Raw genomic sequence first — 15,133 nt, 5'->3', positions numbered from 1 at the left:
TGCGGTGTGCGACCTAGAGCGCGGCGGCGCGGGGGAACGCGGTGCGGCCGGCGTAGACGGCGGCGTCGCCCAGTTCCTCCTCGATGCGGAGCAGCTGGTTGTACTTCGCGACGCGGTCCGAACGGGCCGGGGCGCCGGTCTTGATCTGACCGCCGTCGACGGCCACTGCGATGTCGGCGATGGTGGTGTCCTCGGTCTCGCCCGAGCGGTGCGACAGGATCGCGGTCATGCCGTGGCGGTGTGCCAGGGAGACGGCGTCGAGGGTCTCGGTCAGCGTGCCGATCTGGTTCACCTTGACCAGGATCGAGTTGCCGGCCTGCTCGTCGATGCCCCGCTGCAGACGCTTCGGGTTCGTGACGTACAGGTCGTCGCCGACGAGCTGGAGCTTCGAGCCGAGCTCGGCGGTGAGGTGCTTCCAGCCCTCCCAGTCGTCCTCGGCCAGGGCGTCCTCGATGGTGACGAGCGGGTAGTTCGCGACGAGGTCCGAGAAGTACCCGGTGAACTCCTCGCTCGAGAGCTGCTTGCCCTCGAACGCGTACTTGCCGTCGTGGAAGAACTCGGTCGCGGCGACGTCGAGGCCGAGCGCGATGTCCTTGCCGGGCGTGAAGCCGGCCTTCTCGATCGCGGCGAGCAGGAAGTCGAGCGCCGCGCGGTTCGAGGCGAGCTCGGGGGCGAAGCCACCCTCGTCGCCGAGGCCGGTCGCGAGACCCTGCTTCTTCAGCTCGCCCTTGAGGGCGTGGTAGGTCTCGACGCCCCAGCGCAGCGCCTCGGAGAAGCTCTCGGCGCCGTAGGGCACCAGGAAGAACTCCTGGATGTCGACGTTGGTGTCGGCGTGCGCGCCACCGTTCACGACGTTCATGAGCGGGACCGGCAGCGTGTGCGCGTTCGGGCCGCCGAGGTAGCGGAACAGGGGCAGGTCGGCCGAGTCGGCTGCGGCGCGGGCGACCGCGAGGGACGCACCGAGGATCGCGTTGGCGCCCAGGCGGGACTTGTTCTCGGTGCCGTCGAGCTCGATGAGCGCGGCGTCGACGAGGCGCTGGTCGGTGGCGTCGAAGCCCTCGAGCGCCGGGCCGATCTCGTCGAGGACGGCGTCGACGGCCTTCAGGACGCCCTTGCCGCCGTAGCGGTTCGCGTCGCCGTCGCGGAGCTCGTACGCCTCGAACGCACCAGTGGATGCACCGGACGGGACGAGCGCGCGCGAGACCACGCCGTCGTCGAGGAGGACCTCGACCTCGACCGTCGGGTTGCCTCGGGAATCGAGGACTTCGCGTGCGCCTACGGCATCGATCTGGGCCACGGGGTACTCCCTACGAGTTCGGTTGTGGTGGACAGCGGGTCGATCCTACCGAGGCGCGGTGGACGTCTCGCCGCGGATGACGTCGGGTGTGGAGGAGTTCACGCCAGCGGGCGGAACTCGACACCTTCCAGGGTCTCGGTGTCGGCGCGCACGCTGGCGAAGGCCGCGAAGCCCTGCTCGGCGAGCCCGGCGAGCAGGTTCTTGGTGTTCTTCGGCCGGCGCTCGAGGCGCACGCGGCGGTGCGACTCGAGGGCCTCGGACTTGAGCGCCGCGAGACGGATCGGGTCGACGTCCTTGTCGTACAGGAGCACGACCGCGTCGGACTCCGCCGACTCGGGCAGCGTGACGAGGTCGACGAGCCGCTCGAACCCGAGCGAGAACCCGACCGCGGGGACGTCCTGCCCGAGGAAGCGCCCGATCATGCCGTCGTAGCGACCGCCGCCGCCCAGGCTGTACCCGAAGTCCGGGTGGGCGACCTCGAAGATCGTCCCGGTGTAGTAGCCCATGCCGCGCACGAGCGTCGGGTCGAAGCGGAGGTCGACGCCGGGCAGGGCCTCGCGCAGCCGGAGCAGGTCGGCGAAGGCCTCGGCGTCGAGCCACGCCGCGCCCTCGACCGAGTCCCAGCCCGCTGCCTCGAGCGCGCGGATGGTGTCCTCGAGGCCGGGCAGGTCGGCACCGATCGTCGACCGGAGCTCGGCGGCCACGCCGTCGGCACCGATCTTGTCGAGCTTGTCGACCGTGATCAGGGCCCTTTCCGCGGCGCCGGGGTCCGTGATCCCCCACGAGGCGAGCAGCGCGAGCAGGATCCGCCGGTCGTTGATGCGGATCGTGGTGTCCGCGATGCCGAGCGCGTCGAGCGCCGCGGTGGTCGCGCGGATGAGCTCGATCTCCGCGAGCTGCCCCGGCTCGCCGAGGATGTCGATGTCGCACTGGACGAACTGCCGGTAGCGCCCCTTCTGCGGACGCTCGGCACGCCAGACCGGTGCGATCTGCACGGCGCGGAACACCGACGGCAGCTCGGCACGGTGCGAGGCGTAGAAGCGGGCGAGCGGGACGGTCAGGTCGAAGCGGAGCCCGAGGTCCGCGAGGTCGAGCGGTGCACCCGCCTGCTGCAGGTCCTCGGTCGTGAGCCCGCGGCGCATCACCGCGAACGCGAGCTTCTCGTTGTCGCCACCCAGGCCCGAGTGCAGTCGTGCGGCGTCCTCGACGACGGGGGTCTCGATCTCGTCGAACCCGTGTCGCGCGTAGACGTCGCGGACGACCCCGAGGACGTGCTCGCGACGGGCCTTCTCCGCCGGGAGGAAGTCACGCATGCCACGGGGAGCCGTCACGGTCGTTGCCATGCGCCAATCCTGCCAGAGCGGACGGTGACGGTTGCACGCGCTCCGACCCGCTGATACGCTACATGCAGAACCTCGGTCTGGTGGTCCGCTGATCCGATCACCAGATCGTTCGCGGGGACGGTGTGCTGCAACGGCGCCCCGCGGTTCGAGCGGGTGTCCCTGTCGACGCAACTTCCCTGGTGCGTCGTACCCGCTCGCGGGCACCCTCCTTTTTCGGGTTGGGAGGGTGCCCGCTCTCTCACTCGTCTGCCCGACCCTGTCCGGCCCGGACTGGAGGCACGACTCACTCCCCGACGCGCGCCTCGGCTTCCAGCCGGGTCACCGCAGCCCGCAGGCTCGCCACCACGTCGATGCCCGCCTCCCGCGCAGCCGCGACCTCGGCGAGCATCCCCGCGCCCCACCGTTCGTCCACCACGTCTCCCGACGCGCTCGCGCCCGCCGAACCGTCCGCGCTCGCGCCCGCACCCGCCTGCTCCTGTGCGCGCACGACGGCGGCGACGACCGTGGCGGCGTCCCCACGCTCCTCCAGGCGTTCGAGCAGCTTCACGGCCCGCTCGAGCGGCGGCATCGCCCGCGGCACCCCGTCGACCACACTCGTCCGTGAGGCCTTCTCGGCCACCTTCGCCGCACGCCAGACCCGGACGACCTCGTCCTCGGTGTCGGCTCGCTCCGTACCGAACACGTGGGGGTGGCGCCGGACCATCTTGTCCCGGGCACCGGCGGCGACGTCCTCGAGGTCGAAGCGTCCTTCCGTCGCAGCGAGACCCGCGTGCAGCACGACCTGGTAGAGCAGGTCGCCGAGCTCCTCGCGCAGTTCGACGTCGTCCCCGGAGTCGATCGCGTCGACGAGTTCGTACGACTCCTCGACGGCGTACCGCGCGAGTGACGCATGGGTCTGTGCCCGGTTCCACACGCAGCCACCCTCGGGAGCGAGCAGGCGGTCGACGACTTCGACGAGGTCCGTGACGGCGGTCATGGCGCCATGCTCGCACGCAGGGCGCTCCAGTATGATCGCCCCTGGTGTGTCGGGAAGTCTGGTCGACGGTCACCCGCCCGTACCCGCTCACCGTCGGAGATTCATGTCGGCACTCGTCCGCTCCCCCCGCTTCAGCGCCATCGCGCTCCTGACCGCCGCCGTGCTCGGCCTGCTCGTGGCGAATTCGCCGCTCGGGCCCGGCCTCGAACGAGCCCTCGACGCGCACTCGCCGTGGGGAGCGATCGGCCTCGACCTGTCGGTGTCGCACTGGATCAGCGACGGGCTGCTCGCGGTGTTCTTCCTGCTCGTCGCGATCGAGCTCAAGCAGGAGCTGCTCGACGGTGAGCTGTCGAACGCGAAGACGGCGGTCATCCCGGCGATCGCGGCGGTCGGCGGTGTGTTCGTGCCGGCGGGGATCTTCCTCCTCGTCACCTCGGGCACGCCGTACCAGCACGGCTGGCCGATCCCGACGGCGACCGACATCGCGTTCGCGCTCGGGGTCCTCGCGATGTTCGGCAGGGGGTTGCCGTCGACGATCCGGGTGTTCCTGCTCGCGCTCGCGGTGCTCGACGACCTCATCGCGATCGTCATCATCGCCGTCGTCTTCGCACACGGCACGGACTTCCTCGCGCTCGGCGCCGCGGTCGTCGCACTCGCCGTCTTCGCGGTGCTCGGTCGGCTGCTCCGCCCGAACCGCACCGGACAGGTGTGGATCATCGCCGCGATGGTGCTGGTCGGGCTCGTCACGTGGTGGCTCGTGTACCACTCGGGCGTGCACGCCACGATCGCCGGCGTCGCGCTCGGTCTCGTGCTGCCCCGTCGTCCGGGGCACACGCTGCACGAGGGTGTGGAGCCGTGGTCGAACGCGATCGTCCTGCCGGTGTTCGCGTTCGCTTCGGCCGCGGTCGTGATCCCGGCCGTCGGCATCGGGGAGCTCTCCCCCACGTTCTGGGCCGTCGTGCTCGCGCTGCCGGTGGGCAAGGTGATCGGCATCACGCTCTTCGGCGCCGTCGCGACGCGGATCTTCCGCGCACCGGGCCGTTCGACGCTGTCGTTCTGGTCGATCGTCACTGTCGGGGTGCTCGGCGGGATCGGCTTCACCGTCTCACTGCTCATGAACGAGCTGGCGTTCGCCCGGAACGAGGAGATCCTCGACGAGGGCGTCCTCGCCGTGCTCGTCGGCTCGGGCATCGCGATCCTGGCCTCGGCCGTCGTCGTCAGCCTGCGCGCGCGTCGCTACCGTACGCGGCGCGAGCTCTCCGAGGCCGAGGCGACCGAGTAACGCGCGACGCGACGGCGCTGCCGTTCCGCGCGACTGCGACATCGCATGCGTCGATCGACGCGTGCAGAGTCGCTCGATGCGCCCACATCTGTTGCGCGTGCATGGAGCGACACCGCACCTGTCGAACGACCGGTGCGATGTCGAACGACAGCGGATCCGTCGTCCCGCAGCGACGCGGACGGAACCGCACCACCGGACGGACGGGAGGCGCGGTGCCAGCCGGCATCGCGCCTCCCGACCGTCACGTGTCGCGCGTCAGCCCGCGGGCGTCTCCGCGGGCGCCTTCGACGCGCCGTAGACCGCCGTCAGGATGCTCTCCACCCACTGGATGAGCCCGTCGTCGGGCAGCGTCTCGCCGTGCGGCTTCGGCAGCGGGATGCTCGCGGCGTCCTGCTGGGGGAACCAGCGCGCGCCGGGGAACATGCGCTTCAGCCGGACCTGGGCCGAGTCGGCGAGCTCCTTGCCGGCGATCCGCAGGTTCGAGCCCATCACGACGACGTCGGACAGACCGACCTGCTGGGCCATGCGGCGGAGGCGCGAGACCTCGACCAGGGTGAGCACCGGCTGCGGGGGCTGGCCGTAGCGGTCGGTCAGCTCGTCGAGCACCATGTCGATCGCCTCGGGCTGCGCCGCCGGGGCCGAGGCCGCCGAGAGCTTCTGGTACGCCTCGAGTCGGAGCCGCTCGGACTCGACGTAGTCCTCCGGGATGTGCGCGTCGACCGGGATCTCGAGCCGGAGCTCCGTCTGCCCCTCGGCCACGTCACCGCGGAACTGGGACACGGCCTCGCCGATCATGCGCAGGTACAGGTCGAACCCGACACCGGCGATGTGGCCTGACTGCTCGCCACCGAGCAGGTTGCCCGCGCCGCGGATCTCGAGGTCCTTCATCGCGACCTGCATGCCGGCGCCCAGCTCGTTGTTCGCGGCGATGGTCTCGAGGCGGTCCTGCGCGGTCTCGGACAGTGGCTTGTCGGCGTCGTAGAGGAAGTACGCGTAGCCGCGCTCGCGACCACGGCCGACGCGACCACGCAGCTGGTGCAGCTGCGACAGCCCGTACTTGTCTGCCTTGTCGATGATGAGCGTGTTCGCGTTCGCGATGTCGAGGCCGGTCTCCACGATGGTCGTCGAGACGAGCACGTCGAACTTGCGCTCCCAGAAGTCCACCATGACCTGCTCGAGGGTGCCCTCGGACATCTGCCCGTGCGCGACCTGGATCCGGGCCTCCGGGACGATCTCGGCCAGGTGCGACGCCACCGACTGGATGTCCTTCACGCGGTTGTGCACGTAGAACACCTGGCCCTCGCGCAGCAGCTCGCGCCGGATGGCGGCGGCGACCTGCAGGTCGGACTGCGGACCGACGAAGGTCAGGATCGGGTGGCGGTCCTCCGGCGGGGTCGCGAGCGTCGACATCTCGCGGATGCCCGTGACCGCCATCTCCAGCGAGCGCGGGATCGGCGTTGCGGACATCGCCAGGACGTCGACGTTCGTCTTGAGCTTCTTGAGCTGGTCCTTGTGCTCGACGCCGAAGCGTTGCTCCTCGTCGATGATGACGAGCCCGACGTCCTTGAACTGGATGTTCTGCGACAGGATGCGGTGCGTGCCGATGACGATGTCGACGGTGCCGTCGGCGAGGCCGGCGATGGTCTCCTTCGACTCCTTCTCGGTCTGGAACCGGCTCAGGGCGCGCAGGTGCACGGGGAAGCCCGCGAAGCGCTCCTGGAACGTCTCCATGTGCTGGCGCACGAGCAGTGTCGTCGGCACGAGCACGGCGACCTGCTTGCCGTCCTGCACGGCCTTGAACGCCGCGCGGATCGCGACCTCGGTCTTGCCGTAGCCGACGTCGCCGGAGAGCAGCCGGTCCATCGGGATCGGGCTCTCCATGTCGCGCTTGATCTCGTCGATCGTGGTGAGCTGGTCGGCGGTCTCGGCGAACGGGAAGGCTTCTTCCAGCTCACGCTGCCACGGGGTGTCCGGGCCGAACGCGTGCCCCTTCGACGCCATGCGCGCCGAGTACAGCTTCACCAGGTCGACGGCGATGTCGCGGACGGCCTTGCGGGCCTTGGACTTCGCCGCGGACCAGTCCGAACCGCCCATCTTCGACAGCGTCGGGTTCTCGCCGCCGACGTACCGCGACAGCTGGTCGAGCTGGTCGGTGGGCACGAAGAGCTTGTCGCCCGGGTAGTTCCGCTTCGACGGCGCGTACTCGAGCACGAGGTACTCGCGCTGCGTCTTCACGGCGTTGCGACCGCCGGAGCTGACCTCGCGCGAGACGAGCTCGACGAACTTGCCGATGCCGTGGGTGTTGTGCACGACGACGTCGCCCGGCTTGAGCTGCAGCGGGTCGACGACGTTCTTGCGGCGCCCGGCGAGCTTCTTCACGGTGCGCGCGCCCTGCTGCACGCTGCGGCCGTAGAACTCGGCTTCGCTCAGGACGGCGATCCGCGGATCGGGGGTCGCGAAGCCCGCCTCGACCGTGGCGGTCGTGACGATCGTCATCCCCGGCTCCGGCGGCGCGGTGAGGTCGTCGGCCCGCGCGGCGACACCCGCGTCGGCGAGGACCTGCACCGCGCGCTCCACGAGGCCCTTGCCCTGCGCGGTGACGACCACGGCCCAGCCGTCGTCGACCAGTTGCTTCACGTGCGCGACGGCGCCGTCGGCACTGCCCGCGAAGCTCGGGATCGACTCGGCCCGGACGCGGATGTACTCCCCCGCTTCGGCGGCCGCCTCGGCGTCGGTGAGCACGCGCTCGCGGTCGCCCTCGTCGAGCCCGGAGTCGAACGGCGTGACGGTCCACCAGGTGCGCTGGCCGCGACCGTTCTTCAGCTGCTGCACGGTGAGGAAGTTGCCGGCGTCGAGGTCGATCGGCGCCTGGGCCCCGGCGACCGCGGCGCTCCAGGCCGCCTGCAGGAACTCGGTGTTCGTCTCAGCGAGGCTGTGCGCTCGGCCGGCCACGCGCTCCGGCGAGAGCACGGCGATCGTCGCGGCCTCGGGCAGGTAGCTCGTGATCGGGACGAGGTCCTGCACGAGGGCCGGCGCGAGGGACTCCATGCCCTCGACCGGGATGCCCTCGGCGATCTTCGCGAGCATCTGCGACAGGTTCGGGAACTCGTGCAGCATCTCGCGCGCACGCTGCCGCACGTCGTCGCTCAGCAGGAGTTCACGCGAGGCCGTGAGCTCGACCGAGCCGAGGTCGTCGTCGGTGGTGCGCTGGTCGGCGACCGAGAAGGCCTTGATCGCCTCGATCTCGTCGCCGAAGAAGTCGACGCGCACCGGGTGGTCGGCCCCGGGCGGGAAGACGTCGAGGATGCCACCGCGCACCGCGAACTCGCCACGGCGGGTGACGAGGTCGACCCGGGCGTACGCCAGGTCGACGAGCTGCGACGCGATCGCCGCGAGGTCGTTGCCGCGGGAGCCGGTGACCAGTGCGACCGGTGCGAGCGACGTCAGGTTCCCCGCGATCGGCTGCAGCGCGGCGCGGACGCTCGCCACGACGACGGTCGTGCGACGGTCGGCCGGGTCGGCGTCCTGCCACGCCGCGAGCTTCCGGAGCGTCGCGATGCGGGTGCCGACCGTCTGGGCACTCGGGCTCAGTCGCTCGTGCGGCAGGGTCTCCCACGCGGGGAACTCGAGCACCTCGGCATCGGGGACGGTGCACGTGAAGGCACCGCGGACCGCCTCGGCCTCGCGCCCGGTGGCGGTGACGACGAAGAGGCACTGGGGACCGTTGCGCTCGGCGAGCAGGGCACCGAGCAGCGGGACGCGCAGGCCGTCGACGACGGAAAAGTCCGCGTCACGCCCGGCAGCGCGGAGGACGCGATCGAACGCGGAGGCGCGCGAGAGCGCAGGGATGATGCCCGAGATCGTCACTCAGACGATGGTACCGGCGGCGTCCGACACCCGCCCCGGCGTGCGCGGGTGGCGAACACGGGTCAGCTCCGGCGACGACGCGCACGACGGGCGAGGAGCAGACCGCCCGCCACGAGGGCCGCGGCGGCGAGGAGCGCGGGCAGGACCGGGCCGGCACCGGTCCAGGCAAGGGTTGCCTGCCGCCCCGCGGCCGGAGCGTCGGACAGCGGCGCGTCGGTCACCGGTGCGTCGGTCAGCGGTCGGCCGGGAGGCGCGGTGTCGTCACCCGGCGCCGCCACCGTCATCGAGGGGGTCGCCTCCGGCCCCGGGACCGTCGTCGGCGCAGCCGTCGGCAGGCTCGTCGGCTCGCTCGTCGGTTCGGCCGTCGGTCCGCTCGTCGGCACGGCCGTCGGTTCGGCCGTTGGCTCGCTCGTCGGTTCGGCCGTTGGCTCGCTCGTCGGCTCGACGGTCGGTTCGGCTGTCGGCTCGACGGTCGGTTCGGCTGTCGGCTCGACGGTCGGTTCGGCTGTCGGCTCGACGGTCGGTTCGGCTGTCGGCTCGACGGTCGACCCGGACGTCGGCTCGCTCGTCGGCACGCTCGTCGGCTCAGTCGTCGGCTCGGCCGTCGGCTCGGCCGTCGGCTCGACGGTCGGCGCAGGCGTCGGCTCAGTCGTCGGCTCGTCCGTCGGCTCGACGGTCGGCGCAGGCGTCGGCTCGGCCGTCGGTCCGGCCGTCGGCTCCGCGGTCGTCGGCGTGGGGCCGGGGACCACCACGGCGCGCCCCGACGACGCAGCCGTCACGATGCGCTGACGGTTGTAGTCCGACACGACGAGGCTCCGCCCGGGCCCGACCGACACCGCCGTCGGGTTGACCAGCGGCGAGCCGTCCGGTGCGTTCGAGAAGGCCTCCGTCCACGCACCTCCGGTCAGCGCCCAGACGGCTCCGCGCCCGTTGTCCACCACGAAGACGTCCCCGTCGTCGACGGCGACTCCCCTGGGCCGGGTCTGCGCATCGCCCGGGAACCCGAGCGACGTGATCGCGCCCGAGGAGCGGTCGACCTGCCACACCTGGTCGGCGCCGGCGTCGGACACCGTGAGCGTCCGGCCGTCAGCGGACAGCGCGACACCGCTCGGGTCCGTCCACGGGCCGGGCACCGCCGTCCAGGACCCGCTCCCGAGCTCGGTCGTGAACAGGGTGCCGCTGCCCGGGACCGCGGCCCAGACGGTCGAACCGGCGACGGCGAGCTCGGACACCGCACGTCGTGTCGGCGGAGCGGCGCGCGAGAGCACGGTGCCGTCCGCGTCGAGCACCGTGACGGACGGGCGCCCAGCCTCGGCCACGAGGATCCGGCCGTCACCGGTGGTGGTCACCGCCGACGGGTTCCACACGTCGCCCGGTCCGGTGCCGAACGGTGCGACCACGCTCCACCGGCCGTCGACCGCCCGCCGCAGCAGGCCGTTCGCCGAGAAGTCGGCCACGAGCAACGCACCGTCGGCCTCGTGGTGCACGTCGTTGGGCGCGCCGAACGTCGACGTGACCGGCGGCGCGGAGGACTCGGCGGCCGTCGGCATCCAGGTCTCGGTCGCGGCGACGGCGCCGTCCTGCGTGAGGAGCGACCCGAGGCCCACGGCGATCACCACGATCGCGGCGGGGACGACGGCGACCGTCGTCCGGAGTCCGCCCGTCCGTCGTGCTCGGTGTGCTGCTCGTCCCACGGTCGTCCCCCTCGTCGTCGGGGATGGTCACCCCGTGGCGAACGTACCGACGCCCGGGGTACGTGAGAGTCCCCCAGTTCGGGGACCGGACGTCTTCCGGACAGCGACGAGGCGGACGCGGGGCGCGCCTCCAGGCCGAGGGCGGAGCGCCCGAGCGACGTGCTCGACGGGTCAGGAGGGGGCGTGCACGCGCTGCTGCGCGGCGAGGAGCCCGAGCTCCGCGATCGCCTCGACGGCGTCCGCGCCGTCGGCGAGCAGGTTCGGCAGCGTCTTCTTCTCGGTCGGCGAGAAGTCACGCAGCACGAAGTCGGCGGGGTCCTGGCGTCCCGGGGGTCGGCCGATGCCGATCCGTACCCGGGTGAACTCGTTCGTGCCGGTCGCCTTGATGATGTCGCGGAGCCCGTTGTGGCCGCCGTGCCCACCGCTGCCCTTGAGGCGGACGGTGTCGTACGGCAGGTCGAGCTCGTCGTGCACGACGATCAGGTCCTCCGGCGTCGCACTGTAGAACCCGAGCACGCTCGAGACCGGGCCACCGGAGGTGTTCATGAAGGATCCCGGCTTCGCCAGGACCAGCTTCGGTCCGCCGGGCACCAGGCGCCCCTCGGCGACCTGGTTCGGCGTCTTGTGCTTCTTGAACGTCGCGCCCATGCGGGCAGCGAGTTCGTCGAGGACCATCTGGCCGACGTTGTGACGGTTCCCCGCGTAGCCGGGCCCGGGGTTCCCGAGCCCGACCACCACGAGGGTCGTTCCTGTCATCAGCGTCGGCCAGACGTTCCGCGGAGTGGGGTGTTACTCGGAGTCGGCGTCGGTCGACTCGGCGGCCTCGCCCTCGGCACCGGCCTCGGCGCCCGCCTCGGCGGACTCCTCGTCGGCAGCGATGTCGTCGGCGGTGGCACGCGGGGTGACGATCTGGACGACGAGCGCCTCACCGTCGGTCTCGAGCTCGGCACCGGCCGGCAGCTCGAGCTGCGAGGCCAGGACCTGTGCGCCGTCCTCGAGGCCCTCGACGTCGACGGTCACGTGCTCCGGGATGTTCGTCGCCTCGACGAGGAGCGAGACGGACGCGAGGTCCTGGACGTGGATCGTGCCGGAGAAGGACTCGCCCTCGACGACGACGGGGACGTCGACGGTGACCTTCTCGCCACGACGCACGACGACGAGGTCGATGTGCTCGATGATCTGGCGCACCGGGTCACGCTGGACGTCCTTGACGAGGGCGAGCTGGGCCGCACCCTCGATGTCGAGGTCGACGACCGCGTTGGCGGTACGGACGAGCAGCATCGTCTCGTGGCCCGGGAGGGTGATGTGCTGCGGCTCGGTGCCGTGGCCGTAGACGACCGCGGGGATCTTGTCGGCGGCGCGGAGCTTGCGTGCAGCGCCCTTGCCGAACTTGGTGCGGGTCTCCGCTGCGAGCTTGGTGTAGTCGGCCATGGTGCCTCCTGGTGTCGGGGTCGACGCCGGGGTGCCGGCATCGGGGGGTCTGTGGTGTTGCAACTCGAACGCGTGCACGCGTGAGGAACGCTCCCAGGACTGGGCCGGGTCTCCCTACCGCGTCGATCACGGCCGCGCGCAGCGCGGCCCTCGCCGAAGTCGGTTTGTGAGTCTAGCAGGGGTGGTCGGGCGTGTCGCACCGGCCACAGCGACCGACGACGGACGGGAGGCTCGTGGCGATGCCGCCACGTGCCTCCCGTCCGTCCCTGCTCGCGGTCGCGGGCCGGTCCCCCCAGGTCCACCTGCCCACGACCGCGGGTCTGTCGGCGAGGCGCGTCAGTCGACGCCCTCGGGCGCCTCCGGCGCCAGCCGCTCGATCGTCGCATCGACGCGCTCGGCCACGGCGACCTGGTCGGGCCTGGCGGCGGCCAGCACGGCGGCGTCGGTGGCGGTGACGTGGAGCAGTCGGGACCACTGCGCGTCGTAGAGCGCCGCACGGTACCCGGAGGACTCCTGGCAGGACAGGTCGTGCTCCGCGAGGGCGATCTCGGCCGTGGTGACCTCGCCCTCGCGGAAGTTCAGACCGAAGTCCATGAGCATCGACTGCGACGGTAGGTCGCTCGGCGCCGCTGGTAGGTCGACCAGACCGGCGGACCGCATGCAGCGGTGCCACGCGCCCGTGGTCGCCGTGACCGATGGGTCCCGCCGGGCGTCGACGGCAGCGAGGAAGGTGAGCCGCTCGGCGATCTCGGTCGCCTGCTCGACACCGCGACCGTCCGTGCCGAGGGTCCGACGGGCCGCACGCCAGCAGCCGTCGACGGCCGTCCCGGGCGCTGCCGCGAGCACCGCCGTCCGATCGGCCGAGCCCGCCCAGGACCGCCTGGCCTCACCGTTCGCGCCGATGGTCGAGGTCGGGTGGTACCCGCGGTGCTCGGCCAGGGCGGGCAGCAGCGGCTTCGTCGTCGCGAGCGCCGGCGCGGTGTTGCCGCGGACCGCCGGATCGTCCGCCTCGCTCGCGGCCTGGAGTCCCGCCACGGTCGCCCACGGCGGTGTCCCGTCGATGCCGAGCCGTTCGAGGCACGGCGCCGCGACGAGCTCCTCGGCGTAGGACGTCTCGTCGACCGCTGGCTGCACGTACCCGTCGAGCGGCATGGACCACGTGTCGGTGTCCCGCTCCACGGTCGGTCGGACCGCGTGGTCGGCGGGCTCGGGCAGGCTGTGCAGGACCGCTCCCCCGAGGCCGGCGAGGACGAGGACGAAGGCGCCGGACTTCGCGGCGCGCTGCGTGATGCGCATGGTGTTCCCCCTAGGCACGGACGAGGCCGCGTTCGTGTGCGGTGATGACGACCTGGATCCGGTTCCGGAGTCCGAGCTTCGTCAGCACCGCGCGGACGTGCGTCTTGACCGTGGCCTCGCTGAGGAAGACGGTCGACGCGATCTCCTGGTTGCTGAGCCCCTTCGCCACGAGCAGGAACACCTCGCGCTCACGGGCGGTGAGGACGTCGAGCACCTCGTCCGGACGCGGCGTCTCGACGAGCGTCCCGTCGGCACGGAGCAGGTCGAGGGCCTCGGTCTCGGTCGGTGCCGGGCGGCCCTCGTGCACGTCGCGGATCGTGGCGAGCACGACCTCGGGCAGCGCGTCCTTCGTCAGGAACGCCGCCGCGCCCGCACGGAGCGCTGCGAGCACGGCCTCGTCGCGGCGGATCGTGGTCAGCACCACGACCCGCGGTCGGTCGCCGCCACGATCGGCCAGGCGTGCGGTGGTCTCGATGCCGTTCAGCACGGGCATGCGGAGGTCCAGGAGCAGCACGTCGGGTTCCTCGTCCGCGCAGAGCTCGAGCGCGGCTGCGCCGTCGGCGGCCGTACCGACGCAGGTCATGTCGTCCTGGGCCTCGACGAGCATCCGCATGCCGGAGGCGAAGAGGTGCTGGTCGTCGACCACGGCGACGCGGATCGCGGTCACCGGGCGTCCTCGGTGGGCACCCAGCCGGTCACGACGAACTCGTCGGGGTCGTCACCCCGACCGGCGCGGAGCCACCCTCCGGCGAGCCGCGCGCGCTCCCGCATGCCCTCGATGCCCGAACCCGCGCCGTCGAGCTGCACGAGGGGCGTGTCGCCCCGCGAGGTGACGACGATCCCGAGCCCGGGCCCGCGCCAGTCGAGCACGACGCGGGCCGAGGCCGTCCGGCCCTGGTGCTTCAGGACGTTCGTCAGGCTCTCCTGCACGATGCGGTGCACCGCGCCCCCGGTCGCCGTGCCCAGGCTGGTCGGCGCACCGTGCTGCTCGAACGACGCCCGCATGCCGACTCCACGCATGTCCTCGACCAGGTCCGGGACGTCTGCGAGGCCGTGCACCGACGCCGGTCCCGTGCCCTGGATCCGCTCGACCAGCGCCCGCACGTCGCCGAGGGCGCTGCGGCTCACGTCGGCGATGTCCCGAAGGGCCGTGGCAGCCGGGGCGCCTGGGCCGGCGATCGCCGCCGCGCCCTGGGCCTGCGAGACGACCACGGCGAGCGAGTGCGCGAGCGAGTCGTGCACGTCGCGGGCGATCCTGGCGCGTTCCTGTTCCGCGCGGAGTTCGGCGATCGTGACCTCGGTCTCCCGTTCGGCTGCGACGACGCGGGTCCGGGCGAGGGTGGTGCGCCACGCGGCTCCGATCGCGACACCGACGGCCCAGGCGATCCCGCTCGCACCGGCGATCGCCAGCGACAGGAGCACGAGGTCGCTGCGCGTCCCGGAGTGCGTCCCGGTCCAGCTCCCCCACACGTCGGGGTCGGCGACCGTCGGCACCGCCATCGCCCAGGCGGCGGCGATGCTCGCGACACCGAGCACGGGGACGGCGAGCCAGCGGAGCAGCCCCGAGCGCCCTGCCCCGACCACGCCGACGACGATCGCGATCGCCAGGTACTCCGGCCACGTCGAGGCCCGCGGCCGGTCGAGCAGGTGCAGTGTCTGCAGGACCGGCACGACCACCACGAGGCCGAGTGCCGTCGCCGGCATCCACTCCGCCAGGCCGATCGCGACGGCGAAGGCGGCGACGATGAGCACGTGACCGGTCAGGTCGGAGCGTCCGGCCTCGGCGACGGTCCAGAGCACCAGGTACACGGCGCCGACGACCGGGGGCAGCAGGTGCCGGGCTCGGCGTCGCAGGAAGGAGGTCATGTCGGCGAGCGTAGGGCGGGCGCTGACGCGGCTGCGAGCGACGGCGCCGGCTTTCATCCGAGGGGATGAGTCCTGCGGACG

General features: G+C 72.1%; 11 protein-coding genes. 2 read left to right on the top strand and 9 right to left on the bottom strand.

Annotated elements, in window-relative coordinates; genetic code table 11:
- Positions 1–13: 13 nt before the first annotated feature.
- The 3 genes from eno to C1N91_RS03635 all read right to left on the bottom strand — a co-directional run bounded on the left by eno (position 14) and on the right by C1N91_RS03635 (position 3,616).
- Positions 14–1,297, bottom strand: a complete 1,284-nt coding sequence (eno, locus tag C1N91_RS03645; protein WP_058728084.1) for a phosphopyruvate hydratase — start codon at positions 1,295–1,297, stop codon at positions 14–16.
- Positions 1,298–1,395: 98 nt separating this feature from the next.
- The gene (gene hisS / locus C1N91_RS03640) at positions 1,396–2,640 is read right to left on the bottom strand and encodes a histidine--tRNA ligase (protein WP_137766639.1); all 1,245 of its coding nucleotides are present in this window, start codon (positions 2,638–2,640) and stop codon (positions 1,396–1,398) included.
- Positions 2,641–2,923: 283 nt separating this feature from the next.
- Positions 2,924–3,616, bottom strand: a complete 693-nt coding sequence (locus tag C1N91_RS03635; RefSeq protein WP_137766638.1) for a MazG family protein — start codon at positions 3,614–3,616, stop codon at positions 2,924–2,926.
- Positions 3,617–3,719: 103 nt separating this feature from the next.
- Here C1N91_RS03635 and nhaA point away from each other — a divergent pair, with 103 nt between their 5' ends.
- A complete protein-coding gene (gene nhaA, locus C1N91_RS03630; protein ID WP_137766637.1) occupies positions 3,720–4,898 on the top strand; it encodes a Na+/H+ antiporter NhaA in 1,179 nt (392 codons plus the stop codon).
- Positions 4,899–5,153: 255 nt separating this feature from the next.
- On the opposite strand, the gene mfd is transcribed toward nhaA, so the two are convergent.
- Positions 5,154–8,765, bottom strand: a complete 3,612-nt coding sequence (gene mfd, locus C1N91_RS03625; RefSeq protein ID WP_137766636.1) for a transcription-repair coupling factor — start codon at positions 8,763–8,765, stop codon at positions 5,154–5,156.
- A 48-nt stretch (positions 8,766–8,813) separates the two neighbouring features.
- On the opposite strand from mfd, the gene C1N91_RS17275 reads away from it, so the two are divergent.
- Positions 8,814–9,554: a glycine zipper domain-containing protein gene (locus tag C1N91_RS17275; protein WP_441307005.1), complete on the top strand. Its 741-nt coding sequence runs from the start codon at positions 8,814–8,816 to the stop codon at positions 9,552–9,554.
- 1,076 nt (positions 9,555–10,630) lie between these two features.
- Here the strand turns inward: C1N91_RS17275 and pth are convergent.
- The 5 genes from pth to C1N91_RS03595 all read right to left on the bottom strand — a co-directional run bounded on the left by pth (position 10,631) and on the right by C1N91_RS03595 (position 15,052).
- Positions 10,631–11,215: an aminoacyl-tRNA hydrolase gene (gene pth / locus C1N91_RS03615; RefSeq protein WP_137766635.1), complete on the bottom strand. Its 585-nt coding sequence runs from the start codon at positions 11,213–11,215 to the stop codon at positions 10,631–10,633.
- Positions 11,216–11,248: 33 nt separating this feature from the next.
- On the bottom strand, positions 11,249–11,890 hold the full coding sequence (locus tag C1N91_RS03610; RefSeq protein ID WP_137766634.1) for a 50S ribosomal protein L25/general stress protein Ctc: 642 nt from the start codon (positions 11,888–11,890) through the stop codon (positions 11,249–11,251).
- Between the two features lie 336 nt (positions 11,891–12,226).
- On the bottom strand, positions 12,227–13,186 hold the full coding sequence (locus tag C1N91_RS03605; RefSeq protein ID WP_137766633.1) for a hypothetical protein: 960 nt from the start codon (positions 13,184–13,186) through the stop codon (positions 12,227–12,229).
- A 10-nt stretch (positions 13,187–13,196) separates the two neighbouring features.
- A complete protein-coding gene (locus C1N91_RS03600) occupies positions 13,197–13,853 on the bottom strand; it encodes a response regulator transcription factor (RefSeq protein WP_137766632.1) in 657 nt (218 codons plus the stop codon).
- Entirely contained in the window at positions 13,850–15,052 is a 1,203-nt protein-coding gene (locus C1N91_RS03595) for a sensor histidine kinase (RefSeq protein WP_175415899.1), read from the bottom strand. The genes C1N91_RS03600 and C1N91_RS03595 overlap by 4 nt, the downstream gene beginning before the upstream one ends.
- Positions 15,053–15,133: the final 81 nt, after the last annotated feature.

The organism is Curtobacterium sp. SGAir0471, assembly GCF_005490985.1.
Lineage (GTDB): Bacteria > Actinomycetota > Actinomycetes > Actinomycetales > Microbacteriaceae > Curtobacterium.
Note: the sequence above shows the minus strand (reverse complement) of the source record. Positions and strands in the feature narration are given on the sequence as shown.